Raw genomic sequence first — 24687 nt, 5'->3', positions numbered from 1 at the left:
GGGTCGTTACCGCCGATATCGGCCGCGGAATCGCCCCGAACTCGCGGAATCAGGTGAAAGCTTTAGGGTCGTCGAGCACCTAACGATAGTACGCAGAAACGCCCGCAGATACGTAGTTTCCCGCCGATTTTCGCCGTTTGCGTTTCGCGCAACAGGAGGAAGCAACATGACGAACACAACAGCTTCCGGAAAAGTATCGCTCGCTCCGCTGGCCGACACCGGAGAGGCCGACCCTCGCTCGCAGCGCGCCAGAGCGGAGCGAATGGCCGTCACGACGCTCGGTGGCGGTCTCTATGAAGTCGAAAGCCAGAGCGACAACACGTACTTCGTCGACCTGCTCGGCGGTCGCTGCACCTGTCCCGACCACATGATGCGGGGCGTGCGGTGCAAGCACATCCGCCGGGTTGCCATCGAGATCAACGAGGGGCGCACGCCCCCACCGGGGAAGGAAGCGGTCGAGTGCGCTCGATGCGACTCCGTCGTCTTCGTGGACGAACGGACGGCGGACGAGGTGCACTTCTGCGACTACTGCGAACTCCAGTCCGGCGACGCCGTGGTCGACCGAGCGACGGGCGACCTGCTGATCGTCGCCCGGATGACCGACCGACGAGCCGACGAGGTGGAGGTGCCGGGCAAAGACTGCACCATCGCCGAGTACCCGACGAACCGGGAGTATCCGGCGGACGACCCGGTCGTGGAGGTGCTCTACCCGATTCCGTCGGGACTGCGACCCGAGCAGCTAAAAGAGCACCACCTCCGACGCTACTCGTTCCCGCGCTCGCGGCTCAAGTACCCCGAGCGCCCGAGCGACCAGTCCGAACTGACGGACTTCCCGGAATCGAACTAACCTACGGTATTTTCTCGGTCGCCGCGACCTTCCGCACGCGTTTTACGGACTCGCCGACGCAAGGCAGGCGTTCCTCAACCGGCACAGCGTGCTTCGCGCAGAGGAAACGTTTCAGACGATATACGAACAGATAGAGAAACCGGACGAACTGCTGAAGTACGAGAACGCGCCTCGACCCGAGTAGCTACTTTAGTATCGCCTCCGCTTCCTCCACCGAGAGGATACCCTCCGCGACCGCGTTGAGCACGTCCCGAAGGTCGTGCTCCGAATCGACCTCCTCGCCGTCGCTCCAGAGGTCGTCCATCGAGTCGCCGTCCTCCAGCGCGGTCTCCTTTTTGACTCGGTAGTTTCCGCCGTCCGTCTGGTGGACGTCCGCCGGGTGGAAGAAGTACCAGTTTTCGCGGTCGAACCGCACGCCGATCTTCGGTTTCGCGCCGAAGTTCTTCGAGAAGTACACCAGCGCCTCGACCTCCTCTCCGGAGAGGTAGATGGGATCGCCAGAACTCGATTTCGCCTCGATAGCGTAGAACATGTCCCCGTTCCCCGCCAGCACGTCCGGCAGTTCTCGCTGGGTCGCACCCCCGCTCGCGGGGGCGCGCATGACGGCGAATCCCGCTTCGTCCAATCTGTTGACGAGTTCGCGCTCCCGACGGTCGCCTTTCGCGTTCGCCATTCGTATCCGACACTAACGTCTCACGGTTAATATAGGGGTCGAAGCGACGCGGCCACGTCGTTTTTCTGTTCGCGATTCGAAACGATCGACAGTGGCCGAACAACGAGGTCTCGACGGCGACCGGGAGCGCGGCGACCAGCCCGTGCCGGACGACCAGAAATCCGGCCAGACGATTCTCGCACAGGAGATCGAGTCGGGACTGAACGAACTCGAACGACCGGCGGACGGACTGCTCCTGTCGGGACTGTCCGCAGGTCTGGACATCGGCTTCGGCCCGCTCTTCATGGCGGTGTTGACTACATTAGTCGCGACTGCGTGGGGAGAACCACTTACAGAGATCGTCGTGGCGAACGGGTACGCTATCGGCTTCATCTTCGTGATTCTCGGTCGCTCCGAACTGTTCACGGAACACACCACGCTGGCGGTGTTACCGGTGCTCGACCGGCAGGCGTCGATACGGCAGTTGAGCCGTCTGTGGGGACTCGTCTATCTCGGAAACGTCGTCGGAGGTGGCGTCTTCGCGGCGGTGGCGGTCTTCCTAGCACCGGCCTACGGAATCGCTGAATCGGGAGCGTTCGTCGATATCGCGAAGAACCTCCTCGACCACGGCGCGCCGCTCCTGCTCGTCGGCGGCGTCCTCACGGGATGGCTGATGGGACTGCTCTCGTGGCTCGTCACGGCGGCGCGCGAAACGCTCGCCCGAGTCTTTTTCGTCTGGCTCATCGCGACCACCATCGGCCTCGCCCACCTTCCACACTCCATCGCGGGCAACGTGGAGGTGCTCGCTGGAATGCTTCTCTCGCCGTCGATAACGCCGCTCGACTACGCACGATTCCTCGTCCTTGCGACGGTCGGCAACGCCATCGGCGGCTCGACGTTTGTCGCGCTGTTGAAATACGGACACGTCGTGCGCGGAAGCGAGTAGAACGAAAACGGTTTCAGTTGCGGTTAGGTCCCGTGCTGCCAGCTACCCATGTACTCCGCTTGCTCGTCCGTGAGGGAGTCAAACTCCACCCCGTCGGCGTCTAGCTTGATTTCCGCGATTTCGCGGTCCAGCTCGTCCGGCACGTCGTGGACGCCGGCCTCGTACTCCTCGCTGTTCTCGACCATCTCGCGGACGCATGCGGCCTGCACGCCGAAGCTCTGATCCATCACCTCGACGGGGTGACCCAGCGCGATGGGCGCGGCGAGGTTGACGAGACGGCCCTCGGCGAGTACGTTGAGTCGTCGTCCGTCCTCGAGTTCGTACTCGCGGACGCCGTCGCGCGCTTCCCGCTCGGCCACGGCGAGGTCGGACAGTTCGGGGAGGTTGATCTCGATGTCGAAGTGACCCGCGTTGGCGAGCAGGACGCCATCTTTCATCTCCCGAAAGTGCTCTTCCGTGATGACGTCGCGGTTGCCCGTCGTCGTGAGGAATACGTCTCCCTCCTTCGCGGCCTCGGCCATCGGCATGACCTCGTAGCCCTCCATGTGGGCTTCGAGGGCGCGGCGTGGTTCGACCTCCGTGACGACGACCTTCGCGTTCTGCCCCGCGGCTTTCTTGGCGACGCCCTTGCCGCAGTAGCCGTAGCCGGCGACGACGACGGTCTTGCCGGCCCACGAGAGGTTGGTCGTCATGGCGATGGTGGCGAGCGAGGATTCGCCCGTACCGTGGACGTTGTCGAACAGGCGCTTCATCGGCGTGTCGTTGACGGCGAAAACGGGATAGTCGAGCGCGCCGTCCGCGTCCATCGCGCGGAGTCGGTGGACGCCCGTGGTCGTCTCCTCGCAACCGCCGACGACGCTGTCGATGAGTTCGGGGTGGTCCTCGTGGATGGCGGCGACCATGTCCATCCCGTCGTCGACCGTGACGGTGGGTTCGAGGTCGATGACCGCTTCGATGGCGGCGTAGTACTCGTCCTCGTCCACGCCGCGCTTCGCGTAGCTCGTAATATTGGGGTGTTCGTCCAGCGCGGCGCTCACGTCGTCGTGAGTCGAGAGGGGGTTACAGCCGGTGACGGCGACTTCTGCGCCACCTTCCGCCAGCGTCTCGACCAGCACCGCGGTCTTCGCTTCGACGTGCATCGCCATGCCGATTCGCTGGCCTTCCAGCGGTTTCTCCGCGACGAACTCGTCTTGAACAGTCGTGAGAATCGGCATGTGTTGGCGCGCCCAGTCCATCTTTCGATGTCCTTCGACGCGAGCAACCTCTACGTCGTCCAACTGCTCGCTGATCGATGGATACTCTGCCATACCTCGGAGATGGGTGACCGCACCCAAAACGCTACCGAAGGCGGTCGGTTATCGGTCGTTTCCGTGACCGTTTTTCTTCCCGTTCCCGGAGCTGTCGTTCCGCTCTTCTTCACCGTCGTCCTTTTTGTCCTTCCCGTGTCCCTTGTCGGGGTGGTCGTCGCCTTTTTCTTTCCCATTCTTCTTCGCGGAGTCTTTCGGCCCCGCGCGGTCGGACTTCTTGTCTGCGCCGGGGTTGTGCTGGGTCACCCAGTCCGAGATTGTTCGATCCGGATGCTTCACGTCCTTCCCGGAGATGAGCGCGTGGACGAAGGCCGAAACCCGCTGGCCCAACGGTCCGTCGCCGGTCTCTTCTTCTAGGGCGCGAGCAGCGTCGCGGTGGTCGAATCGCTCAGGTTGCCTTTCCTCGCAACGACTTCGACCGTGGTGTTGTTCACCGGGGTCGGCAGGGAAACCGTCCCGTTCGCGTCGGAGGTCGGAGGTGAATCTTCCCGCACCCGAGTAAGTGGAGTTGTTCAGCGCCTCGACGGCGACCGAGGCGTTCTCGACCGCCGTTCCGTTCGACGTCACCGTCACGACGACGCCGTCGGTCTGCGAGACGCCGACCGTCATCCCTTCTTCGCCAGTACCTGCAAACGCGGGCGCGGCGACGGAGAGCAAAAGTGTCTCCGCAAGTACTGGTACGAGCGTTTTCGGATTCATGCGCTCTTTCCCACCCCGGAGATCCCCCATAAACCCCGATTTTCGCCCGAGACCGATATATAAGAATACTATCAATTAAGAATGGACGAAAGAATTTAAAACCCGACATAATAGTTAAATTTCCATACCATGAAATACTTCACAAAATTTATATTACGCCAGATATTAAGATGAGCGGTTCGGAAAAAGTGGATTACCGTTCTGACCGCTCGACGGCCGCTTTCGCCCGAGTCTCCGCCTCCTCTCGGACGGATTTTTCGTCCATCGTCAACACTTCGCCATCTGCCATGATGACGTTCCCGTCACACACCGTATGTCTCACGTCGCCGCCGCGCGCGGCGTAGGCGAGATGGCTGACGAGGTCGTGGTGCGGCGTGAGGTGGGCCGCCGAGAGGTCGAGAACCGCGAGGTCGGCGTTCGCGCCCGCTTCGATTCGCCCGCTGTCGAAACCAAGCGCGCCGGCGCTTCCCGCGGTCGCCATCCCGACGACCGACCCGGCGTTGACCGCGCTGGCGTCGTTCGCGGCGAGTTTGCCGAGCATAGCCGCGTCGCGCATCTCGCCGAACATGTCGAGGTCGTTGTTCGAGGCCGCGCCGTCGGTTCCCAGCCCGACCGTGACGCCCGCGTCCAGCATCGCCTGTACGGGGGCCATCCCGCTGGCGAGCTTCATGTTCGAGGCGGGGCAGTGGACGACCGCGGTGCCCGTCTCCGCGAGCAGTTCAATTTCGGCGGTGTTGAGGTGGACGCCGTGCGCGACGAAGTCGTCCGAGTCGGTCATCCCCTCGTCGCGGGCGTATTCGAGGGGCCGTTCGCCGCGCTCGTCGACGATGGGCGCGACCTCGTCCTGCGTCTCGTTCGCGTGGTAGTGAAGCGGAACTCCGGCCTCGCGCGCACGAGGAACGTACTCCTCCAGATATCTCTCGCCGACCGTCGTGAGACTGTGGGGCATCACCGCCGTCGAGACGCGTCCGTCCGCCGCGCCGTCGAACTCCATGGCGACTTCGAGGCTGGTTTCGAAGTCCGCGCGAGCGGCGTCCTCGTCCTTTCCGATCGTGACGACGCCGTGGCCGAGTCGGGCGCGAACGCCGGCGTTCTCCACCGCTTCGACCACTTCGTCCACATGGAAGTACATGTCCGCAAAGCCGGTCGTGCCGGACTCGATCATCTCCAACAGGGCGAGTTCGGTTCCGGCGCGCACGTCCTCGGGCGTCAGAGCACCCTCGACCGGCCAGATATCCTCGCGGAGCCACGATTCGAGCGGCTTATCGTCCGCATAACCGCGCAAAAGCGTCATCGCGGCGTGGCAGTGGGCGTTGACCAGACCGGGAATCACGAGGCCGTCGCTCGCGTCGAGCGTCTCGTCGGCCTCCGAAACGTCGCCGACGGCGAGGATTTCGCCCGCGTCTTCGTCGACGAGCACGTCGGCGCGCTCGACGGCCATATTCGGTCGGAGCACCCTCCCGTCCGCGATTCGGAGCATCGTCATGCGTGCAGGTTGGCCGGGCCGTCGCATGACTCTGGTGGATTGTAGTTCGCGCCGGGAAAGCAAGAGTAATCCGTTTGGCGACCCGAACCGGAGATAATGCGAATCGCCGTCCCCAACAAGGGTAGGTTGCACGACCCGTCGATGGAGCTGCTCGAACACGCAGGGTTGCATACCGTGGACGGTGCCGACCGCAAACTGTACGCGAACACGGTCGACCCCGACGTGACGTTGCTGTTCGCCCGCGCCGCCGACATCCCCGAGTACGTGAGCGACGGCGCGGCGGACGTGGGAATCACGGGATTAGACCAGATGCGAGAGGCCGACCCCGGCAACGTCGAAGACCTCCTCGACCTCGACTTCGGCCAGTGTCGCCTCGTGCTCGCCGCGCCGGAAGACGGCGACATCGACTCCGTCTCCGACCTCGCGGGTAGAACCGTCGCCACCGAGTTCCCGCACATCGCGGAGACCTACTTCGCCGAGACCGACGTGGCTCCCGACATCGTAGAAGTCAGCGGTGCGACCGAACTCACACCCCACGTGGACATGGCCGACGCGATAATCGACATCACGAGTACGGGGACGACCCTGAAGGTGAATCGTCTCGCCGTCATCGACGAGGTGCTGTCGAGTTCGGTTCGGCTGTTCGCCCGCGACGACGTGGTCGGCGACGAGAAGGTCGACCAAGTCGTGATGGCGCTCCGGTCGGTCATCTCGGCGGAGGGCAAACGCTATCTGATGATGAACGCCCCCGAAGACCGTCTCGACGAGATTCGAGACGTGATTCCCGGTCTCGGCGGGCCGACCGTGATGGACATCGCCGGAAACGGGAAAGTCGCGGTTCACACCGTCGTGGACGAGCAGTCAGTATTCGAGACCATCAACGAGGTCAAACAACTCGGCGCGAGCGGAATCTTGGTCACCGAAATCGAGCGACTGGTGGATTAGAACGCGACGGTCGCCGGTGGTCTCGAACCGGGTGATTTCGGCGACGTGTTATCGACGGCGGTATCTCACGACGAACGCCGCGTCACGGCAACGGACAGAGGCTCGCCGTGAAAACCACCGTTTCGTCCGTCCCGTTCCGCGCCCCGTGCGCGACGCCGCGCTCGTGGAGAACGACGCCGGGGGCCGAGACGACCTCCTCCGAATCGTCCTGTATCACGGTTACGTCGCCTTCGAGAACGTGGAAGACGTTGGTGCTGTCGCCGTGCTCGTGCGGGGAGAGCTCCGCGCCCGGCCCCAGAGCGAAGGCTTTCACGAGCACGTCGTCGGTCACGACAAGTTCTTCGGTCAACACTTCGCCCTCGTCCGGGTCAAGGTCGGGATAGCGGTCGAGCATATCGGGAGAACGACCCGCCGGGTTTTAGTCCGACCGGTTCGTCGAATCTCGATTTCTGAGTTTCAGTCTGATTGCTCCGCGTGCTCGGCGTTCTCGGTGATGAACCCCGATTTGAAGCCGATCCACGCCAGCACGCTGATGAAGAGGATGGGCGGGAGGATGGCGAACCCCCAGAGTGGATCCATCCCCCAGCCGAGGATGAGCGCGAGGTCGAACAGTCCGAGCGCGAGAAACGGGATGACCGCTTTCGCGGCGCGCTTCCTGTTCACCTCGGACGATTCGGTCGGCAGTGACGTTCCCATGGCAGTAGGTCGGTGTTCCACGACCAAAAACCACCCGTTCACGCTGAAGTGCCCGGAGGTCGTAGCGCCGGTATGGCGACCGAACTCGCGGACGGTCTCTGGTGGTTCGACCTCGGGAACGTGAACTGCTACCTCGTGGACGACGGCGGCGACCTGACGCTCGTCGACGCCGGGACGCCCTTCGATCGCGGCGACATCGCCCGAGAAGTGAAGGAGGCGGGATACGGCCTTGACGCCATCGACCGCGTGTTCGTCACGCACTACGATTTCGACCACGTCGGCGCGCTCTCGCGCCTCCCTCTCGACGCGCCGGTCTACGTCGGTGCGGAGGACGTTCCGTACCTCTCGGGCGTGAAATCGCCGGACTGGCGAAACCACAAGGGTGCGCTCCAGCGCGTCGCCCGAACCCTGCTCTCGCCGCCCGACGGCCCCGTTCGCCCCGTGGAGGACGGCGACGAGGTCGGGAGTTTCAGGGCTTACGCCACGCCGGGGCACTCGCCGGGCCACACCGTCTACGTCAGCGACGAACTCGGCGTCGCCTTCCTCGGCGACCTCGTGATGGAGAGCCACGGAAAACTCGAGGCGTCGAAGTGGGCCGTGAGCTACGACACGGACGAGGTGCGCGACAGCATCGTGACGCTCGCGGAACAGACGCCGGCGTTCGAAGTCGCCGGAATGGGCCACGGCGTGCCCTTCATCCGCGACGGGAGCGAGCGTCTGCGCGAACTAGCCGAGACGCTGTAAGACCGATTCATTTACTTCCCGATGGCTTCGTTCCGTCTATGGGTCTCGGTACGAACATCGTCCAGTTCGGAAGCGCGCTCTACGTGATCGGTGGTTCTCTTTCCCTTCTATCGACCTTCGTACTCCCGCCAGATCCATATTTGGATTCCATCGCGCTGATGGTCTGTCCCCTCCTCGCACTTCCGCTGGCGGTCGTTTTCGTTCAGCGGTTGTGCTCCGCGAAGCGACTGTAGCGGTTTCACATCGTCGGCACCGGACTCGGGTTCGTCGACTTCTTCGTCGTCGGAATGACTGTTGCACTGACCCTCGAAATCGATATCAGAGCGACTCGTCACACGACTATTCCGTTGCCACTGGTGCTTGTATCGATAGGCTTTCTCGGCAGTTACTATCTCGTTTACCGCGGCGGCTATGACCGAGTGAAGGCGCGGTTCGGCTGATGCGAATCAACACGTCCGGCACTCGTCGTACTCTTACGCCATCACGGGCTTCGAGCGCCGAACGACCAGCACGCCGCCGATGATCAACACCGTCCCGAGCACCTGCGCCGTGCCGATAGGTTCGCCGAGCAGGAGCACGCCGCTCCCAAGCGCCACGATGGGAACAATGTTCCCATACACGCCGGTCGTCGACGGGCCGACGGCCCGAACCGACGCGTTCCACCAGACGATGGCGAGACCGGTTCCGAGCGCGCCCGTGAAGACGACGGCTCCCCAAACGGGCAGTTCGATGGCTTTCCAGTCGACGTTCCCGTAGTACGGCACGGCGAGCGCGTGAAGTAGCGGAAGTGCCACCAGCAGGCCGAAGAAGGTGAGCGCGAGCGGTGACACCCGGTCGAGGGCGGGGCGATTGAGCGCGGTGTACGCGCCCAGGAGAATCACCGCGAGAAGAACGACCGCGTTACCGGTCAGCGTTTCGCCGCCGAGCGCGACTTCCGTCCTCCGAGCACGACCACCGCGGTTCCGACGACTGCGACGAGGAGGCCCACCCACGCTCGTCCGCCAAGGCGTTCGAGACCGGTGAACTGGCTCACCATCGCCGTCCAAAGCGGTGTGCTCGCCATGATGAGCGCCGCGTTTCCGGCCGTCGTCGCGTTGATGCCGACGATGAAGGCGACCGGGAAACACCAGTAGCCGAGGATGCCGAGCGCGATAACCTGCCAGCCTCCCGCACGGAGCGGTTGCAGCAGGTCGCGGCCACCGCGCTGTCCGGCGACGTACACGCCGCCGAGGACGAGCACCGAGACGGTAAATCGGAGTGAGTTGACGACGAACGGATGGAGGTCGACGAGCGCCACTTTCAGCACCGCGAAGTTGACGCCCCAGACGAGCACCGTTGCGAGCAGCGTGAGGTCGTTTCGTTCCCGAAGTCCATCGCTTGCCAGTCTCGACACGGAGGCTGTACGCGCCCGATGAGAATAACTTCGTGCCCGGTTTTGCGCGTGATTCGAAGCGAGGGTTCACATTCGACGGTACATTCCCCGCGAAGCAGGCGCGGTGTACTCGAATCCGAATTGTTCGTAGAACCCTTCCACGTCGGCCATGAGGTTCACGTAGGCCATCTCCGGTGCGTTCTCCTCTAGATACTCCATCAGTCGGTCCATCATCCGCGAACCAAGTCCCCGTCGCTGGTGGTCGGGACGAACCGCCATATCGCAGACGTGGTACACCGAGCCGCCGTCGCCGACGATTCGCGCCATGCCGACGACTTCGTCGTTTCCTTCGCCATCCCCGCCATCGCCGTCTTTATCGTACGCCACCGTGACGCCGAAAATCGAGTTCGGAAGCCCCTGTTCGACCGCTTCGAGGCTTCGGGGTGCCATGTCGGCGGCGTCGCGGAGGGCGACGAACTCCTCGGCCGTCGGAAGTTCGTCGCGGAGATCGTAGGTGGGAGAATCGGTGCGGAGGTCGTGCGATACGGAACCGTCTCGGGATTCGTGGGGGAGAGAATCACCTCGGAGGTCGCGGGACATGGTAAATTGTCGAACGGCGGGAAGATTAGTTCTGTCTATCCCGGCCTATCCGGCCAGTTCCTCCGCGACCGCGTCCGCCCCGAGCAGGTTCGGGTCGACGATGAGGTCGGCCTGTCCGCGGGCGAACTCCGGAATCGTGTTCTCGTCGTAGACGACGACTCGAAGGCCGGGGTTCACGTCCTTTCCCACCGCTATTGCGGTCGCCTGCCTCACGTCGGTCAGAACGAACAAGTCGGCGTCGTGGATGCCCGCGTCTTCGAGCGCGGGTCGGGAAGCGATGCCGTCGACGCGGGTCGTCTCGACGCCCTCCGTTTCCAACGCCGAGCCGAGTCCGCTCTCGTCGGGTCCTGCGATGACTGCGCGCATCACTCGTACTCGATGGTCGCCGGAGGTTTATGTGTCACGTCGTAGACGACGCGGGCGACGTTCTCGTTCCCCCCCGTGATGCGCGACTGGATGCGCTGGAGCGTCTCCCAGTCGAGTTCCTGTGCGCGGGCGGTCATGCCGTCGCGCGATTCGACCGACCGAACCGCGACTATCCACCCGTGAACGCGATTGTCACCTTTCACGCCGGTTCCCTTGCCGACGACAGCGGCGAACGCCTGCCACGGGTCGTACTCCTCCAGTTCTTCCTCGACCACGTGACAGGCGTCGCGGGCGACCGCGACCTTCTCGGGCGTCACCTCGCCGATGACGCGAACCGCGAGTCCCGGACCGGGGAAGGGCATGCGCTCGGAGACTATTTCTTCGAGGCCGAGCGCGCGGGCCACGTCGCGCACCTCGTCCTTGTATAGGTCGCGGACGGGTTCGACGATGCCCTCGAAATCCACCACGTCCGGCAGTCCGCCGACGTTGTGGTGGGATTTGATGCCCCCTTCGCTCTCGATTCTGTCGGGGTAGATGGTGCCCTGCACGAGATACTCGGCGTCCGTCTCCTTCGCCTCGCGTTCGAACTCGCGGATGAACTGCTCGCCGATGACCGCACGCTTCTCCTCGGGGTCGGTGACGCTGGAGAGCGCGTCGAAAAACCGCTCACGGGCCTCAACGATGCACAGCGAGTCCATGTAGGAGAACGTCTCCCGAATCTGGCTCGTCTCGCCTTTCCGCATCAGTCCAGTATCGACGTACACCGGCGTGAGTTGGTCGCCGATCGCCTCGTACGCGAGCGCGGCGGCCACGGAGGAGTCGACGCCGCCCGACAGCGCGATGATGGCGTGTTCGTCGCCGACTTCCGCTCGAATCTCGGCGACGGCCTCCTCGACGAACGAGTCGGTGTCGACCATCAGACCTCCACCTCCTCGCGGAGTTCGGTATCGTTCAACACCGCCTCGAGCAGGCCGACGAACGGCGGACTCGCTCGCCCCGGTCGGGAGCGGAACTCGGGGTGGAACTGGGTTCCGAAGAAGTACGGGTGACTGTCGAGTTCGAGAATCTCCATCCGGTTGCCGGCGCGCCCCGAGAAGACGAGGTCGGAGCCGTCGAAGTCGTCGAAGTACTCGGGGTTCACTTCGTAGCGATGGCGGTGGCGTTCGGTACACTCGGTCGCGCCGTAGACTTCGCTGGCGAGCGTGTTCGGTTCGATTTCGGTCTCGTGCGCGCCGAGGCGCATGGTGCCGCCCATGTCTTCGATTTCGTACTGCTCGGGCAGGATGTCGATGACGGGGTGGGGTGTGTCGGCGTCCGCCTCGGCGGTGTTCGCGCCTTCCAGTCCGAGGACGTTCCGGGCGTACTCCACGACCGCCATCTGGAACCCGAGGCAGAGACCGAGGTAGGGAACGTCGTTCTCGCGGGCGTAGCGGACGGCCTCTATCTTCCCTTGGGTGCCGCGACTGCCGAATCCGCCGGGGACGACGATTCCGTCGGCCTCCTTCAGTCGTTCTTCGTGGGCGTCGTCCATCTCGTCGGCGTCGACCCAGAGGACGTTCACGTCCACGTTCTTCTCCAGTCCGGCGTGCTTCAGCGCCTCGTGGATGGACATGTAGGCATCCTCGAGCGCGTACTTCCCGACCAGCGCGATATCCACCTCGCCTTTCGTCTCTTGGGTGACGAGTTCGCGCCACTCGTTGTCGCGCTCGGCGTCCGAGATGGCCCGCTCAGCCAGTCCGAGTCGGTGCATGACATACTCGTCCAAGCCTTCCTCCTCGACGACCAGCGGAACGTAGTATATATCTTCCACGTCGGGGTTCGAGAAGACGGCGTCCGTCGGCACGTCGCAGAAGAGCGCGATCTTCTCCTTCGTCGCGGGTTCGAGTTCGTCGTCGCAGCGTCCGACGAGCACGTCGGGCTGTAGGCCGATGCTCCGCAGTTCCTTGACGCTGTGCTGGGTCGGCTTCGTCTTCTGCTCGCCGTTTTTCGAGTAGGGGACGAGCGTGACGTGGGTCAACAGGAAATCCTCGTCGTCCTGCTCGGTGGCGAACTGGCGGAGAGCTTCGAGGAACGGCATGCTCTCGATATCGCCCACCGTGCCACCGACCTCGACGATACACACGTCGTGGCCCTCGGCGGCCTCGCGGATTCGGCGCTTGATCTCGTCTGTGATGTGCGGGATTATCTGGACGGTCTTGCCGAGGTAATCCCCGGCGCGCTCCTTCTCGATGACGTTCTTGTACGCTTTCCCGGTGGTGACATTGTGGTCGGAGGTCATGTCAACGCCGAGGAAGCGCTCGTAGTTTCCGAGGTCTAAGTCCACCTCGCCGCCGTCTTTCAGCACGTACACTTCGCCGTGCTGGTAGGGATTCATCGTCCCCGCGTCCACGTTGAGATACGGGTCGATCTTCACGGCGGTCACGTCGAACCCGGCGTTGGCGAGCAGTCGGCCGGTGCTCGCGGCGGTGATGCCCTTGCCGAGTCCGGACATGACGCCCCCTGTGACGAAAATGAACTTCTCTCCCATCTCGGGGTCGTAATGTGTCTCGGGGTTAGTCGGCATACTGAGTGTGAGCAATCGTTCTTCAAAACGATTTCGGAGGGAGACTGGTTCGACAGAGGATGGCACGCCGGAGCCGGTTATCCGAGGTGTTCGACCAGAAACTCCCCCAACCGCGCCGCCACCTTCCGCTCCTGGCCGACGAAGAAGTGGTCGGCGCTGAACGCCTCCGTCTCGAATCCCAACTCCTCTGCGCGCTCCACCAGCGGCTCCCAATTCGCGGTGTCGTCTCGCGTCCCGTAAACGATCTTCAGCGGCGCGTCTACCTCGTCCAGCACCGCCACCGCGTCCAACTCTTCGGTGAGGCGCGAGGCGGGCGCGAGCAGCGCGAACGTGTCCGCACCCTCGTCCGCTCCCGCCAGCGTTGCGATTCCTCCTCCGAAGCTGAAGCCGAAGACGCCGATTCGGTCGTAGCGCTCGCTCGACCACCGGAGCGCGTTGCGGGCATCCTCGCGCTCGCCGTACCCTTCGTCCCAATCGCCGTAGTCGAATCGGAGGCAGGCGACGCCGCGCTCCACGAGGTGTTCGCCGAGCGCGACGAGTCGGTTGTCGCTTCGGTTACCGCCGAACTGGGGGTGCGGCGGACAGGCAACGGTTACGGCGTCCGCCCTCCCGTCCGGAAGGTCGATTGCCGCCCGTACGTCCCGAACGCCGGGGAGAACGACTTTGTTCGACTCCATGACCGCGTGTTGGCTTGGTGAGGATTTTAAAGGTCGGGTTCTGAATGTAGAGGTATGGGAGTACTCTCACGCATGTCGTACGTCGTCCGGTCGAAGATAAACGCCCTCCTGAACAGGGCCGAAGACCCCACCGAGACGCTCGACTACTCGTACGAACAGATGCGCGACGAACTGCAGGACGTGAAGAAGGGCATCGCCGACCTCACGACCCAGAAAAAGCGCCTCGAAATCCAGAAGCGGAACCTAGAGGAGAACGTGGAGAAGCACAACTCGCAGGCCCGCGAGGCGATAAACCAAGGGCGTGAGGACTTGGCCCGGCGCGCGCTGGAGAAGAAAAAGCAGAAGATGACCCAGATAGAGGACTTGGATGGTCAGATCGCGCAGCTCCAGAACACGCAGGACAACCTCATCGAGAAGAAAGACACGCTTCAGAACCGCATCGAGGAGTTCCGCACGAAAAAGGAGAGCATGAAAGCTCGCTACGAGGCCGCGGAAGCGAACTCCCGCGTCTCGGAGGCGATGACGGGCGTCGGCGACGAGATGCAGAACGTCGGGATGGCCATCGACCGCGCCGAAGAGCAGACCGAGGAGATGGAAGCGCGCGCCGAAGCGATGGACGAACTCCACGAGTCGGGGGCGTTCGAGGACGCACTCTCGGACAAAGACCAACTCGACCGCGAACTCGAAGAGGTGCGCTCTTCCGGCGAAGTCGACGCCGAACTGGACACGTTGAAAGCCGAGATGGGCATCGAAGACGAGACGGAGACGGAGGCGGAAATGGAGACGGAGGAGGCATCCGCCGCCGACGAGGTCGACCTCGCCGACCTCGAAGCCGAAGTCGCCGCCGAGGAGTCGAACGCGGAGCCCGAACAGGCGACGGAAACCGAGCAGGCCACGGAAGACGAGCAGTCCTAACCGATTGGCAACGCCTATTTGAGTCCGGTCGCCTTCGTGTTGGATATGGGTGAGTCAGACGGGAACCCACAGCCCGGCGACACGATGCGCGAACGGGTCGACGAGAGTCGCGTCAAACTGTGGGTGTTGATGGAGGCGAATCGGTGGGTCGTCGCCGGAGGTATTCTGGTCGCGTTCTTTCTTGCGTTGGTCGTTCTCGGTATCGGCGACCCGTCGCCGCTCGAACAGTACGTCGGGCCGGGCGACGACCCCGTTGATACGACGTTTCAGGGATTCATCGGCGCGATTATCACCGGCGTGACGCTCGTCGTGACGCTCAATCAGCTCGTGCTCTCGCAGGAACTCGGGCCGGTCGGCGACCAGCGAAGTCGGATGGAGGGCGCGATGGAGTTCCGCCGCGACGTCGAGGAAGTGCTCGACCTCCAGACCGCACCGCCTGAACCGGCGTCGTTCATGAAGTCACTCATGGAGGAGACGCAAGACCGGGCGAACGTTCTCGCCGACGCGGTCGAAGACAGTCGAGACGAGGAACTCAAAGGGCAGATTCGAAGCTACGTCGACGAGCTGAGCGAGAACGCGGACGAGGTGAGCGATACGCTCGAAAATACGCAGTTCGGAACCTTCGACGTGCTTTCGGCCATCCTCAACTTCAACTACTCGTGGAAGATTTTCCTCGCGCGGAAGATTCGCAACGAGAACGAAGACGCCCTCACCAAGGAAGTGGACGAGGCGTTCGACGACATCATCGAATCGCTCAACTTCTTCGGACCGTCGCGCGAACATTTCAAGACGCTGTACTTCCAGTGGGAACTCGTCAATCTCTCTCGGGCGATGCTGTACACCGCAGTTCCCGCGCTCGTCGTGACCGTGGTGATGATAATCTACTTCGACGCGCGGGCGGTTCCCGGCGCGACGGTCGGCATCAGCAACGACGTGCTGGTCGTGAGTCTGGCGACGACTATCGCGGTCGTTCCCTTCGTCATCCTACTTTCGTACATCCTCCGCATCGCCACGGTGGCGAAGCGCACGCTCTCCATCGGCCCATTCATCCTGCGAGAAACGAAGCGAAGCGACGAGTTGGACTGAAAATCGGCCCGAGGACGAAACCGAACCGGTCAGGCGAGGAAGTCCGGGTCGGTGCGTTTCTCCTCGCGCTCGCTTCGAAGGTGGTCGCAGAACGATTCGAGCGACACGTCCTTCTCCTCCCGCTCCTTGCGGTCTCGAACCGATATCGTTCCGGCCTCTTCCTCGTTGCCGCCGACGATTATCATGTACGGCACGCGGTCGTCGTGGGCCTGCTGTATCTTTCGCCCGACGGTCCACGAGCGGTCTTCGACTTCGGTGCGGAAGTCGTCGAGCTCGTTCGCGACGCGGTGAGCGTAGCCGAGGTTGTCGTCGCTGACGGGGAGTACGCGCACCTGTTCGGGCGAGAGCCAGAAGGGGAACTTCCCGTCGAAGTGCTCGATGAGCACCATGAAGAATCGCTCGTAGCTGCCGTACAGCGCGCGGTGGATCATTACCGGGCGCTCTCGCTCGTTCTCCTTGGTGACGTATTCGAGGTCGAACCGCTCCGGCATGTTGAAATCGAGTTGCACGGTCGGTCCATCCCACTCGCGGCCGAGGGCGTCCTCGAATGCGAAGTCGATCTTCGGCCCGTAGAACGCGCCGTCGCCCTCTTCGAGGCGGTAGTCCATCTCCGAGGCTTCGAGGACGCTTTCGAGTTGCGATTCGGCTCGCTCCCATATCTCGTCGCTGCCGACGGATTTCTCGGGGCGGGTCGCGAGGGCGACCGAGTAGTCGAGGTCGAATGTTTCGAGCACCTCGAAGATCATCTCCATGATGGTGTCAACCTCGGCCCGAATCTGGTCGGGGCGGACGAACAGGTGGCCGTCGTCGATGGTGAACGCCCAGACGCGCGAGAGGCCGGAGAGTTCGCCGCGCTGTTCCTTGCGATACACCTTGCCGTCCTCGAAGTATCGAACCGGCAGGTCGCGGTAGCTCCAACTGTGCTGGTCGAAGATGGTCGCGTGACCGGGGCAGTTCATCGGCTTCAGACCGTACTCCTCGTCGTTCACGTCGAGCAGGAACATGTCGTCGACGTAGTTGTCGTAGTGCCCCGACTTCTGCCACAGTTCGGTGCGGAAGAGGTGGGGCGTCTCGACCGGTTCGTAGCCCGCGTCGAGGTTCAGGTCGGCGACGTAGGTGGAGAGTTCGTCGAGGATGCGCTTCCCGTTCGGATGGTAGAGCGGGAGTCCCGGTCCGGTGACGTCGGGAATCGAGAATAGGTCGAGTTCCCGCCCGAGTTTTCGGTGGTCGCGCTTCGCCGCCTGCTCGCGGCGTTCGAGGTACTGGTCGAGTTCGCTCTCGGTGGGGAAGGCGGTGCCGTAGACGCGCGTCAGCGTCTCGTTCTCCTCGTCGCCGCGCCAGTAGGCCGCCGAGGTTTCGAGGACGGCGAACCCGCCGATTTCGCCCGTCGATTCGACGTGCGGTCCCTTACAGAGGTCGAAGAACTCGCCCTGCTCATAGAACGAGATGGGGTCTTCGCCCGCCGCCTCGGTGTCGAGGATGTCCTGCTTGTAGGGATTGTCCTCGTATATGTCGAACGCCTCCTCGCGCGACTTCTCGGTGCGCTCGATGGCGAGGTCTTCTTCGATGATGTCGTGCGCTTCGTCCTCGATCGCGGCCAGGTCCTCGCTGTCGAGTTCGACGCCGGAGATATCGTAGTAGAACCCCTCGTCCGTCCACGGTCCGATGGCGAGTTTCGCTTCGGGGTGGAGTCGCTGGAGGGCTTGCGCGAACACGTGGGCGGCGGAGTGGCGGAGCACGTCCACGTATTCGTCGCTCTGCTCGGTGACGATGACAAGTTCGCAGTCCTCGGACAGCGGCGTCGCCTTGTCGACGAGGTCGCCGTCCACGGCTCCCGCTACCGTGTCCTTGCCGAGTCCAGGGCCGATTTCGTACGCCACGTCCTCCACGGTCGACCCTTCCTCCATCTGGAGTTCCGAGCCGTCCGGAAGCGTGACAACGATATCGCTCATAGGGCAGATACGGGTTAGGCGCAAGATAAGTGTGTTGAGACGGAGACGGCGAGCGGCGAGGATTCGGAGCGTTTGAGGAACGCTCAAAACCGCCGGCGCAATGCCGCGATGGTCTTCTCGCCCACGCCCTCGACACCTCGAAGCTCCGCGTTCGACGCGCTCCGAATCCCGTCGAGACTGCCGAACCTGCGGAGCAACGACCGCCGGGTCTTCGGCCCGACGCCGGGCACGTCGTCTAGTTCCGTCGAAACGTCGTCCCGAAGCGTCTGGTGGTACTGCACCGCGAATCGGTGCGCTTCGTCGCGCACGCGCTGGAGGACGTGGAGGTGCGGCGCGTCGCGCGCCCAGTCGTAGGTTCCGCTCGGCGTGACGACGAGCTCCTCGGCCTTGGCGAGGCCGACGGCGGGCACGTCCCAGCCGACCTCGGCCAGCGCCTCGCGCGCCGCGTCGAGCTGCCCCTTCCCGCCGTCGATGAGGAGCAGGTCGGGCTCCGGACGGTCGTCGTACCCGTCGATCGCCCGTCTCGCGCGCCACCGCAACAGAGCGCGCATATTCGCGTAGTCGTCGTTTCGCTCGTCCAACTTCTTCCGGCGGTAGTCTGCCTTCTCGGCCGACCCCCCTACGAAGACGACGTTGCTGCCGACGACCGACGACCCCTGCGCGTGGCTCACGTCGAACCCCTCGATGCGCTCGACCGCGGGGAGCGAGAGCGCGTCCGCCAGCGTCCGGAGTTCGTCGGGGTCGGTCGCCCTGCTCCGGGCGTTCTTCAGCGCGAGGTCGACGAGCGTCGCTTCTCGCCCCGCGCCCGGAACGCGCACCGCGACGCCCTCGGCTTCCAACCAGTCGAGCACGTCCTCGTCGTCGGGTCGCTCCGAGAGTAGGAGGGCGTCGGGCATCTCGCGCTCGGCGTAGAACTGCGGGACGAACGCTCCGAGCACCGCCGCCACGCCGTCGCCTTCGTCGTCCGGCACCGAGAGGGAGTGGCGGTCGCGGTCGACGAGTTGCCCGCGCTCGCTGTGTAGGCGCGCGACGGTCGCCCGTTCACCTTCGACCGCGGCCCCGAGCACGTCGACGGTTCGCTCGTCGGTTTGGGACGCGATGGCGTCGGCGTCCCCGCCGTGGAACGCCTCGACCGCTTCGAGTCGGTCGCGGAGGTTGGCCGCGCGCTCGAACTCCTTTTCCTGCGACGCTCGTTCCATCTCCCGGCGGAGCGGCGCGGCCAGGATATCTGCCTCACCGCCCAGAAATCGCTCGACGCTCTCTACGTCGGCGAGGTACGACTCGCGCCCGATCTCGTTCGTGCAGGGTGCGGTACAGAGACCGATGTCGTAGTCGAGACAGGGGCGGTTGCGGTTCGCGTACTTATGGTTCGAACAGCCCCGAACGCCGTACGTCTCCCGGAGCGCCTTGACGACCGTCTCGACGCGCGATTTGTTCGTGAACGGGCCGAAGACGGTCGTACCTTTCCGGTCGGGGTCGCGGGTTATCTCGATTCGTGGGAACTCGTGGGCCGTCAACTGCACGAGCGGGTACGATTTGTCGTCCTTCAACCGGACGTTGTACCGGGGCTGGTAGCGTTTGATGAGGTTCGCTTCCAGCAGGAGCGCCTGCGTCTCCGTGTCGGTGACCGCGAAGTCGAGCGCGTCGGCTCGTTCGACCATCCGCCCGATGCGGTTGCTTCGCGGATCCGCGTAGGAGCGCACGCGAGCGCGAAGGTCGACCGCTTTACCGACGTAGCGAACGGTGTCGTCCTCTAGAAACTGGTAAACGCCGGGTTCGCGCGGTAGCTCCGCCGCGCGTTCCCTGACGATCGCCGAATCCATCGACCGCGCCTAGTCGGCGCTCGGCTTTGAACTTGTCCCTAGCGTCTCCCGAAGCCGGCGGGCGGCGTCCTCGGCTTCTTTACCGTCGACCGGTACGCAGATGGGATCACGACCGGCGCGCTCGATGACCAACTCCTCCGAGCGGCTGGCGAGATAGAGGCCGCCGAGCGCGACGGCGGCGAGCACCAACACCGCGCCGACCAGCAAGAACGCGTCAAGGAGCACCGAGAACATCCCGACCATGAGCGTTATCAGTTGGTTCACTCCACCTACGACCTGACCGCCCGATTCCTGTGTCCCGCCGAGTTGCGTGAGGATTCCGCTGCTGGTGATCAGATAGCCGCCGCCGAGGAGGATGGTTCCGTAGACGAGGCTCCGGACGCTCCACGAGAGGTAGCCGTGCTGACCGGCGGGCTGGACGCTCGCGTTGAGGACGTTCGGCCTGTCTTCGTGGTCGAATCGCCGACCCCCACCCTCGGGCATGAACGCGAGCACACGGTGGCTCGTCACCGCGATTCGCGCCCCTTTCAGTTCTATTTCCTCTTCTATCTCCTCTCCCGCAAACAGCATGTCCAGCAGACGGTCATCCGACGCCTGGGACAGCGGGGACTGTTGCATCGTTTGTCGGGTCGGCGACTGAGATAAATAAGGTTGCGGCTAAGTCGTCCTCGCCAGATACAAATCCGCGACCGACGAACGGACGACCATGGACGAAGCGGACGATGCGGACGACGTGGACGAGGCGAGCGACGGGGACGACGTGCGCGTCTGGTTGGTGGAACGAACCTACTCCGACCGCGACTTGTTGACGCTAGTGTACGCCACGCCCGACGGGGAGCGGTATCTCCGGAAAGAACGGGCGGGACGGCTCGGCGGCGAGACGACCGCCGCGATAACCGTCGAAGATGACAGATTGTCGACGGTCGACGACGAGACGACTCGAGAACGATACGCCGAGGAAGCTGTACGAATGAATGAAAAACACGAACCGGGGGACACGGTGTAGCACGGAACAATACTGTTTTATGGCAGTTGGCGTAAGCGGAAACTATGGCCGCCATTCGAATCGACGAAGTGACCAAGCGATACGACGGCGTCACCGCCGTCAACGACCTCTCGCTCGAAGTCAGGGCAGGAGAGGTGTTCGGGTTTCTCGGGCCGAACGGCGCGGGAAAGTCGACGACTATCAACCTCCTCCTCGATTTCATCCGCCCGACGAGCGGTGAGGTGGAAGTCCTCGGCCACGACGCGCAGGCCGAGAGCGTCGCCGTCCGCAGCCGAACAGGCGTCCTCCCCGAAGGCTTCTCGGTGTACGACCGACTGACGGGCCGCCAGCACGTCGAGTTCGCCATCGAGTCGAAGGAGACGGAAGATGACCCCGACGCGCTCCTCGACCGAGTCGGCATCCTCGACGCCGCCGACCGGAAGGCGGGCGGCTACTCGAAAGGGATGTCCCAGCGACTCGCGCTGGCCATGGCGCTCGTCGGTGAACCGGAGCTACTCATCCTCGACGAACCCTCGACCGGTCTTGACCCAAACGGTGCCCGCGAGATGCGCGAAATCGTCCGCGCCGAACAGGACCGCGGCGCGACCGTCTTCTTCTCCAGCCACATCCTCGGGCAGGTCGAGGCGGTCTGCGACCGCGTCGGCATCCTCCGCGACGGCGAACTCGTCGCCGAAGATTCCATCGACGGTCTGCGGGAGGCGACCGGAGCCGATACCCGGCTTCGAATCGAGACGACCTCGCTTCCGCCGGGTGCGCTCGACCGAGTCCGTGAAATCGACGGCGTCTCGGGCGTGAACCGGGACGGAAACACGCTATTCGTCGCTTGCGAGACGAACGTCAAGACAACCGTCATCGCCGCGCTGGAGAACGCGGGGGCCGACATCGACGACTTCGAGACCGAGGAGGCGTCGCTCGAAGACCTCTTCGTGGCCTACACCGAACGGGAGGCGACGGCATGACGTGGCGGGCCGTCGCGCGAAAGGATTTCCGCGATTCGCTCCGCTCGCGGTGGCTGTGGGTGTTGACCGCGCTGTTCGTGTTGGTTTTCTCGCTCCCACCGCTGTTGGTGTTCTACCTTGAGATGGGTGCGGGAGGCGGACGGGGCGGCGGAACGACCGACGCCTTCCTCTACCTGATGAAACAGGGAACCGCCACGCTCGTCCCGCTTATCTCCATCGTCATCGGATACGCCGCCGTCACCCGCGAGCGAGAGTCGGGAACGCTGAAACTATTGCTTTCGCTCCCTCACTCGCGCGACGACGTGGTGTTCGGGAAGGTGCTCGGCCGGAGCGCCGTGGTCGGCGTCTCAATCCTCGGCGGATTCGTCTTCGCCGCTGTCGTTCTTTTGTTCACGAGCCTCGAGTTCGCGGCCGTCAACTATCTGCTGTTCGCGTTGCTCACGCTCCTGCTCGGTCTCGTGTTCGTCGGCCTCTCGGTCGGTATCTCCGCAGCCGCGAGTACCAGCCGACGCTCGATGGTCGCCTGCGTCGCCCTGTACATCTCTTTCATCGTGCTGTGGAGCACCCTCACCAACCAGATCGTCGCCGCACTCAACGATCAGTTCGACATGGAGGTGGCTGGGCTGGCCAAGGTGTCCCTCTTCATCAAGTTGCTCAATCCGACGACGGCGTACAAGACGCTCGTCGATACGGTTCTCGCGGAGAAACAGTTGAACGCCCGGCTGGAGCTATTTAATCAGTTCGTTCGACCGACCGTCGCGCAAGCGTTCGGCGGCTCGGTTCCGTTCTACTTCAGTGACGTCTTCGTCATGGCTTACCTGTTGTTCTGGTTGTTCGTACCGGTCGCCATCGGTATCTTCGTCTTCGAGCGAGCGGATCTCTAAGCTTCGACGCCATTCTCTTCCAGCACGTCCCAGAACTCGTTCTCCTCTAGCACCGGCACCCCTCGCTCCTCGGCGTCCTCGCGCTTCGTCCGCCCCGGATTCTCGCCGACCACGAGGTAGTCGGTGTTGCCCGAGACGTTTCCCGTCGCGTTCGCGCCGCGGCTCTCGACGAGGTCGGCGACGTCGGAACGCGGCCGCGAGAGCGACCCTGTGAACACGAAGGTTAGTCCGGCGAGTTCGTCGCCGCCTTCGGTCTCCTCCCGCTCCAGTTCGACGTGCGTCAGAAGCTCGTGAATGACCTCGCGGTTGCGCTTGGAGTCGAAGAACTCCCGAATCTGCCCGGCGACGGTCGGCCCGATGTCCGGCACCGACTCCAACTCCTCGCTGTTCGCGTCCATTACCGCCTCGAACGAGTCGAACTGCCGGGCCAACTCGCGGGCCGTCTCTGTTCCGACGCGGGGGATGCCGATGGCCGAGATGAAATCCGCGAGCGATGGTCGCCTCGAATCCTCTATCTCGGCGAGCAGGTTCTCGGCGCTCTTCTCGCCCCAACCGTCGAGTTCGAGCAGGTCGTCCTCGTCAAGTTCGTAGAGGTCGGGCAGTGATTCGACGATACCGACGTCGATGAGTTGCTCGACGCGCTCTTCCCCCAACCCCTCGATATCGAGTCCGTCGTCGCCGGCGTAGTACGCGACGGCGCGGCGGAGCTGAGCGTCGCAGGCCAGTCCACCCGTGCAGAACGCTATCGGCCCGTCACGTTCGACCGGACTGTCACAGACGGGGCAGTGGGCGGGCAGTTCGTAGTGACCCTCGGCGTGCTTTTCGACCACTTCGTCGACGTAGGGAATCACGTCGCCGGCGCGTTCGACCTTCACCTCGTCCCCGACGTTGACGTTCTTCTCGGCTATCTCCTCCGGATTGTGGAGGCTGGCGCGCGAGACGGTGACGCCTCCGACGTCGACTGGTTCGAGCAGCGCGACGGGCGTGAGTCGCCCCGTGCGCCCAACCTGAACGATAACGTCGGTTATCTTCGTCTCCTCCGAGCGCGCCGGGAACTTGTACGCGTACGACCAGCGATAGGAGCGCGCCGTCGCTCCGAGTTTGTCGCACTTCGCTCGGTCGTCCACCTTGATGACTACGCCGTCGATCTCGTAATTGAGCTTCTCGCGGTCGGCCATCAGCTCGTCGCGGTAGACGATGGCGTCCTCGATATCCGAAACGCGAGTCGTCCGGTCGGTCACCTTCAGGCCGTACTTTGGCAGCGCCTCGTACTCTGACCAGTGGGACTCGAACCCCTCGCTGGCGTCCAGCACGTCGTAGAAGAAACAGTCGAGCGGGCGTTTGGCGGTCACGGAGGGGTCGAGTTGGCGGAGCGACCCGGCAGCGGCGTTCCGCGGGTTGGCGAAGGGGTCGTCCCCCCGCTCAACTCGCTCCCGGTTGAACTCGCGGAAGGCGTCCCGGCCCATGTACACCTCCCCGCGAACCGCGAGGAAGTCGGGGTAGTCGCCGCGGAGGTGGTGGGGGACGCTGGCGATGGTGCGGACGTTCTCGGTCACGTCCTCGCCCGTCTCGCCGTCGCCGCGGGTGGCGGCGCGGACGTACTCGCCGTCCTCGTAGACCACTTCGAGCGAGAGACCGTCGAACTTCGGGTCGCAGACGTACCGCACATCGCCGACCGCCCGGCGAATCCGGTCGTCGAACGCGCGTACGTCGTCCGCGTCGCCGCTGGAGTCGATGGAGAGCATCGGAGCGACGTGTTCGACCGTGCCGAGTTCGTCCAGCGGTTCGCCGCCGACCCGCCGAGTCGGACTGTCCTCGGTCTGAATTCCGAAGGCGTCTTCGAGTTCCTGTAACCGCTTGAAGAGGGCGTCGTACGTCCGGTCGGCGATGATGGGGTCGTTCTCGACGTAGTATCGGTAGTCGTGGTGGCGAATCGCCTCCCGAAGCAGTTCGGCCTGTTCGCGCGCTTCGTCCTCGCTCAACCGGTCTATCGGTCCGAAATCGGTCTGCGGGTCTTCGACATACGGGTTCTCGTCCGCGCTCACCTCTGCCATCGTCCGGGGATTGTTCGTCGTCCGGTAAAAACTTCAGCAACTGCGCGCCGCCCGCCGTTTGTTTCGGAGGTTTCTACTGTACGGGCCGAACGTTCGCGAATCCGGCGT

The 24687-nt window shown here is 63.8% G+C and carries 27 protein-coding genes; 9 read left to right on the top strand and 18 right to left on the bottom strand.

Annotation, left to right across the window (positions count from 1 at the left end; genetic code table 11):
* Positions 1-166: 166 nt before the first annotated feature.
* Positions 167-847, top strand: a complete 681-nt coding sequence (locus LIW51_RS14250) for an SWIM zinc finger family protein (RefSeq protein ID WP_227374774.1) — start codon at positions 167-169, stop codon at positions 845-847.
* Positions 848-1031: 184 nt separating this feature from the next.
* Here LIW51_RS14250 and hjc read toward each other — a convergent pair whose 3' ends face one another.
* The gene (hjc, locus tag LIW51_RS14245) at positions 1032-1520 is read right to left on the bottom strand and encodes a Holliday junction resolvase Hjc (RefSeq protein WP_227374773.1); all 489 of its coding nucleotides are present in this window, start codon (positions 1518-1520) and stop codon (positions 1032-1034) included.
* 91 nt (positions 1521-1611) lie between these two features.
* On the opposite strand from hjc, the gene LIW51_RS14240 reads away from it, so the two are divergent.
* A complete protein-coding gene (locus LIW51_RS14240; protein WP_227374772.1) occupies positions 1612-2445 on the top strand; it encodes a formate/nitrite transporter family protein in 834 nt (277 codons plus the stop codon).
* Positions 2446-2468: 23 nt separating this feature from the next.
* On the opposite strand, the gene LIW51_RS14235 is transcribed toward LIW51_RS14240, so the two are convergent.
* The 3 genes from LIW51_RS14235 to LIW51_RS14225 all read right to left on the bottom strand — a co-directional run bounded on the left by LIW51_RS14235 (position 2469) and on the right by LIW51_RS14225 (position 5937).
* On the bottom strand, positions 2469-3752 hold the full coding sequence (locus tag LIW51_RS14235; protein WP_227374771.1) for an adenosylhomocysteinase: 1284 nt from the start codon (positions 3750-3752) through the stop codon (positions 2469-2471).
* Positions 3753-3800: 48 nt separating this feature from the next.
* Complete coding sequence (locus tag LIW51_RS14230) at positions 3801-4481, bottom strand: hypothetical protein (protein ID WP_227374770.1); 681 nt, start codon at positions 4479-4481, stop codon at positions 3801-3803.
* A 163-nt stretch (positions 4482-4644) separates the two neighbouring features.
* On the bottom strand, positions 4645-5937 hold the full coding sequence (locus tag LIW51_RS14225; protein ID WP_227374769.1) for an amidohydrolase: 1293 nt from the start codon (positions 5935-5937) through the stop codon (positions 4645-4647).
* Positions 5938-6033: 96 nt separating this feature from the next.
* On the opposite strand from LIW51_RS14225, the gene hisG reads away from it, so the two are divergent.
* Positions 6034-6882, top strand: a complete 849-nt coding sequence (gene hisG / locus LIW51_RS14220) for an ATP phosphoribosyltransferase (RefSeq protein ID WP_227374768.1) — start codon at positions 6034-6036, stop codon at positions 6880-6882.
* A gap of 82 nt (positions 6883-6964) precedes the next feature.
* On the opposite strand, the gene LIW51_RS14215 is transcribed toward hisG, so the two are convergent.
* Both LIW51_RS14215 and LIW51_RS14210 read right to left on the bottom strand, forming a co-directional pair.
* A complete protein-coding gene (locus LIW51_RS14215; RefSeq protein ID WP_227374767.1) occupies positions 6965-7276 on the bottom strand; it encodes a cupin domain-containing protein in 312 nt (103 codons plus the stop codon).
* Between the two features lie 62 nt (positions 7277-7338).
* Positions 7339-7578 (bottom strand): DUF8142 family protein, encoded by a 240-nt coding sequence (locus LIW51_RS14210; protein ID WP_227374766.1) that lies wholly within the window; start codon positions 7576-7578, stop codon positions 7339-7341.
* Between the two features lie 72 nt (positions 7579-7650).
* Between LIW51_RS14210 and LIW51_RS14205 the strand changes: the two genes are divergently transcribed.
* On the top strand, positions 7651-8322 hold the full coding sequence (locus tag LIW51_RS14205; protein ID WP_227374765.1) for an MBL fold metallo-hydrolase: 672 nt from the start codon (positions 7651-7653) through the stop codon (positions 8320-8322).
* Positions 8323-8429: 107 nt separating this feature from the next.
* Here the strand turns inward: LIW51_RS14205 and LIW51_RS14200 are convergent, their stop codons facing one another.
* From LIW51_RS14200 to LIW51_RS14165, 8 genes are all read right to left on the bottom strand, one after another.
* Entirely contained in the window at positions 8430-8657 is a 228-nt protein-coding gene (locus tag LIW51_RS14200; protein WP_227374764.1) for a hypothetical protein, read from the bottom strand.
* A gap of 138 nt (positions 8658-8795) precedes the next feature.
* On the bottom strand, positions 8796-9314 hold the full coding sequence (locus tag LIW51_RS14195; RefSeq protein WP_227374763.1) for a DMT family transporter: 519 nt from the start codon (positions 9312-9314) through the stop codon (positions 8796-8798).
* Positions 9230-9715, bottom strand: a complete 486-nt coding sequence (locus LIW51_RS14190; RefSeq protein ID WP_227374762.1) for a DMT family transporter — start codon at positions 9713-9715, stop codon at positions 9230-9232. Before LIW51_RS14190 ends, LIW51_RS14195 begins: the two co-directional genes overlap by 85 nt.
* Positions 9716-9781: 66 nt before the next feature.
* On the bottom strand, positions 9782-10294 hold the full coding sequence (locus LIW51_RS14185) for a GNAT family N-acetyltransferase (protein ID WP_227374761.1): 513 nt from the start codon (positions 10292-10294) through the stop codon (positions 9782-9784).
* A gap of 45 nt (positions 10295-10339) precedes the next feature.
* Positions 10340-10663 (bottom strand): DUF7126 family protein, encoded by a 324-nt coding sequence (locus tag LIW51_RS14180; RefSeq protein ID WP_438267340.1) that lies wholly within the window; start codon positions 10661-10663, stop codon positions 10340-10342.
* Positions 10660-11577, bottom strand: coding sequence for a glutamine-hydrolyzing GMP synthase (gene guaA, locus LIW51_RS14175; RefSeq protein WP_227374759.1), 918 nt, complete (start codon positions 11575-11577; stop codon positions 10660-10662). The genes LIW51_RS14180 and guaA overlap by 4 nt, the downstream gene beginning before the upstream one ends.
* Positions 11577-13223, bottom strand: a complete 1647-nt coding sequence (gene pyrG / locus LIW51_RS14170) for a CTP synthase (protein WP_227374758.1) — start codon at positions 13221-13223, stop codon at positions 11577-11579. Before pyrG ends, guaA begins: the two co-directional genes overlap by 1 nt.
* A gap of 77 nt (positions 13224-13300) precedes the next feature.
* A complete protein-coding gene (locus tag LIW51_RS14165; RefSeq protein WP_227374757.1) occupies positions 13301-13900 on the bottom strand; it encodes an alpha/beta hydrolase in 600 nt (199 codons plus the stop codon).
* Between the two features lie 54 nt (positions 13901-13954).
* Between LIW51_RS14165 and LIW51_RS14160 the strand changes: the two genes are divergently transcribed.
* Positions 13955-14815 (top strand): PspA/IM30 family protein, encoded by an 861-nt coding sequence (locus LIW51_RS14160; RefSeq protein ID WP_227374756.1) that lies wholly within the window; start codon positions 13955-13957, stop codon positions 14813-14815.
* A gap of 45 nt (positions 14816-14860) precedes the next feature.
* Positions 14861-15901: a DUF7972 family membrane protein gene (locus LIW51_RS14155; protein WP_227374755.1), complete on the top strand. Its 1041-nt coding sequence runs from the start codon at positions 14861-14863 to the stop codon at positions 15899-15901.
* Between the two features lie 29 nt (positions 15902-15930).
* On the opposite strand, the gene thrS is transcribed toward LIW51_RS14155, so the two are convergent.
* The 3 genes from thrS to LIW51_RS14140 all read right to left on the bottom strand — a co-directional run bounded on the left by thrS (position 15931) and on the right by LIW51_RS14140 (position 20294).
* Positions 15931-17853: a threonine--tRNA ligase gene (thrS, locus tag LIW51_RS14150; RefSeq protein WP_227374754.1), complete on the bottom strand. Its 1923-nt coding sequence runs from the start codon at positions 17851-17853 to the stop codon at positions 15931-15933.
* An 83-nt stretch (positions 17854-17936) separates the two neighbouring features.
* Positions 17937-19676, bottom strand: a complete 1740-nt coding sequence (locus LIW51_RS14145) for an excinuclease ABC subunit C (RefSeq protein WP_227374753.1) — start codon at positions 19674-19676, stop codon at positions 17937-17939.
* 9 nt (positions 19677-19685) lie between these two features.
* A complete protein-coding gene (locus LIW51_RS14140; protein WP_227374752.1) occupies positions 19686-20294 on the bottom strand; it encodes a hypothetical protein in 609 nt (202 codons plus the stop codon).
* Between the two features lie 88 nt (positions 20295-20382).
* On the opposite strand from LIW51_RS14140, the gene LIW51_RS14135 reads away from it, so the two are divergent.
* Genes LIW51_RS14135 through LIW51_RS14125 form a run of 3 tightly spaced genes read left to right on the top strand, consistent with a single transcriptional unit; the run spans position 20383 to position 22525 of the window.
* Positions 20383-20682: a DUF7967 family protein gene (locus LIW51_RS14135; protein WP_227374751.1), complete on the top strand. Its 300-nt coding sequence runs from the start codon at positions 20383-20385 to the stop codon at positions 20680-20682.
* A 44-nt stretch (positions 20683-20726) separates the two neighbouring features.
* Positions 20727-21641: an ABC transporter ATP-binding protein gene (locus LIW51_RS14130; RefSeq protein ID WP_227374750.1), complete on the top strand. Its 915-nt coding sequence runs from the start codon at positions 20727-20729 to the stop codon at positions 21639-21641.
* The gene (locus LIW51_RS14125) at positions 21638-22525 is read left to right on the top strand and encodes an ABC transporter permease (protein WP_227374749.1); all 888 of its coding nucleotides are present in this window, start codon (positions 21638-21640) and stop codon (positions 22523-22525) included. The genes LIW51_RS14130 and LIW51_RS14125 overlap by 4 nt, the downstream gene beginning before the upstream one ends.
* Here LIW51_RS14125 and ligA read toward each other — a convergent pair.
* Positions 22522-24579, bottom strand: a complete 2058-nt coding sequence (ligA, locus tag LIW51_RS14120; protein ID WP_227374748.1) for an NAD-dependent DNA ligase LigA — start codon at positions 24577-24579, stop codon at positions 22522-22524. The genes LIW51_RS14125 and ligA overlap by 4 nt on opposite strands.
* Positions 24580-24687 lie beyond the last annotated feature (108 nt).

It is taken from the genome of Haladaptatus halobius (genome assembly GCF_020618475.1).
GTDB classification, from domain to species: Archaea; Halobacteriota; Halobacteria; order Halobacteriales; family Haladaptataceae; genus Haladaptatus; species Haladaptatus halobius.
Note: the sequence above shows the minus strand (reverse complement) of the source record. Positions and strands in the feature narration are given on the sequence as shown.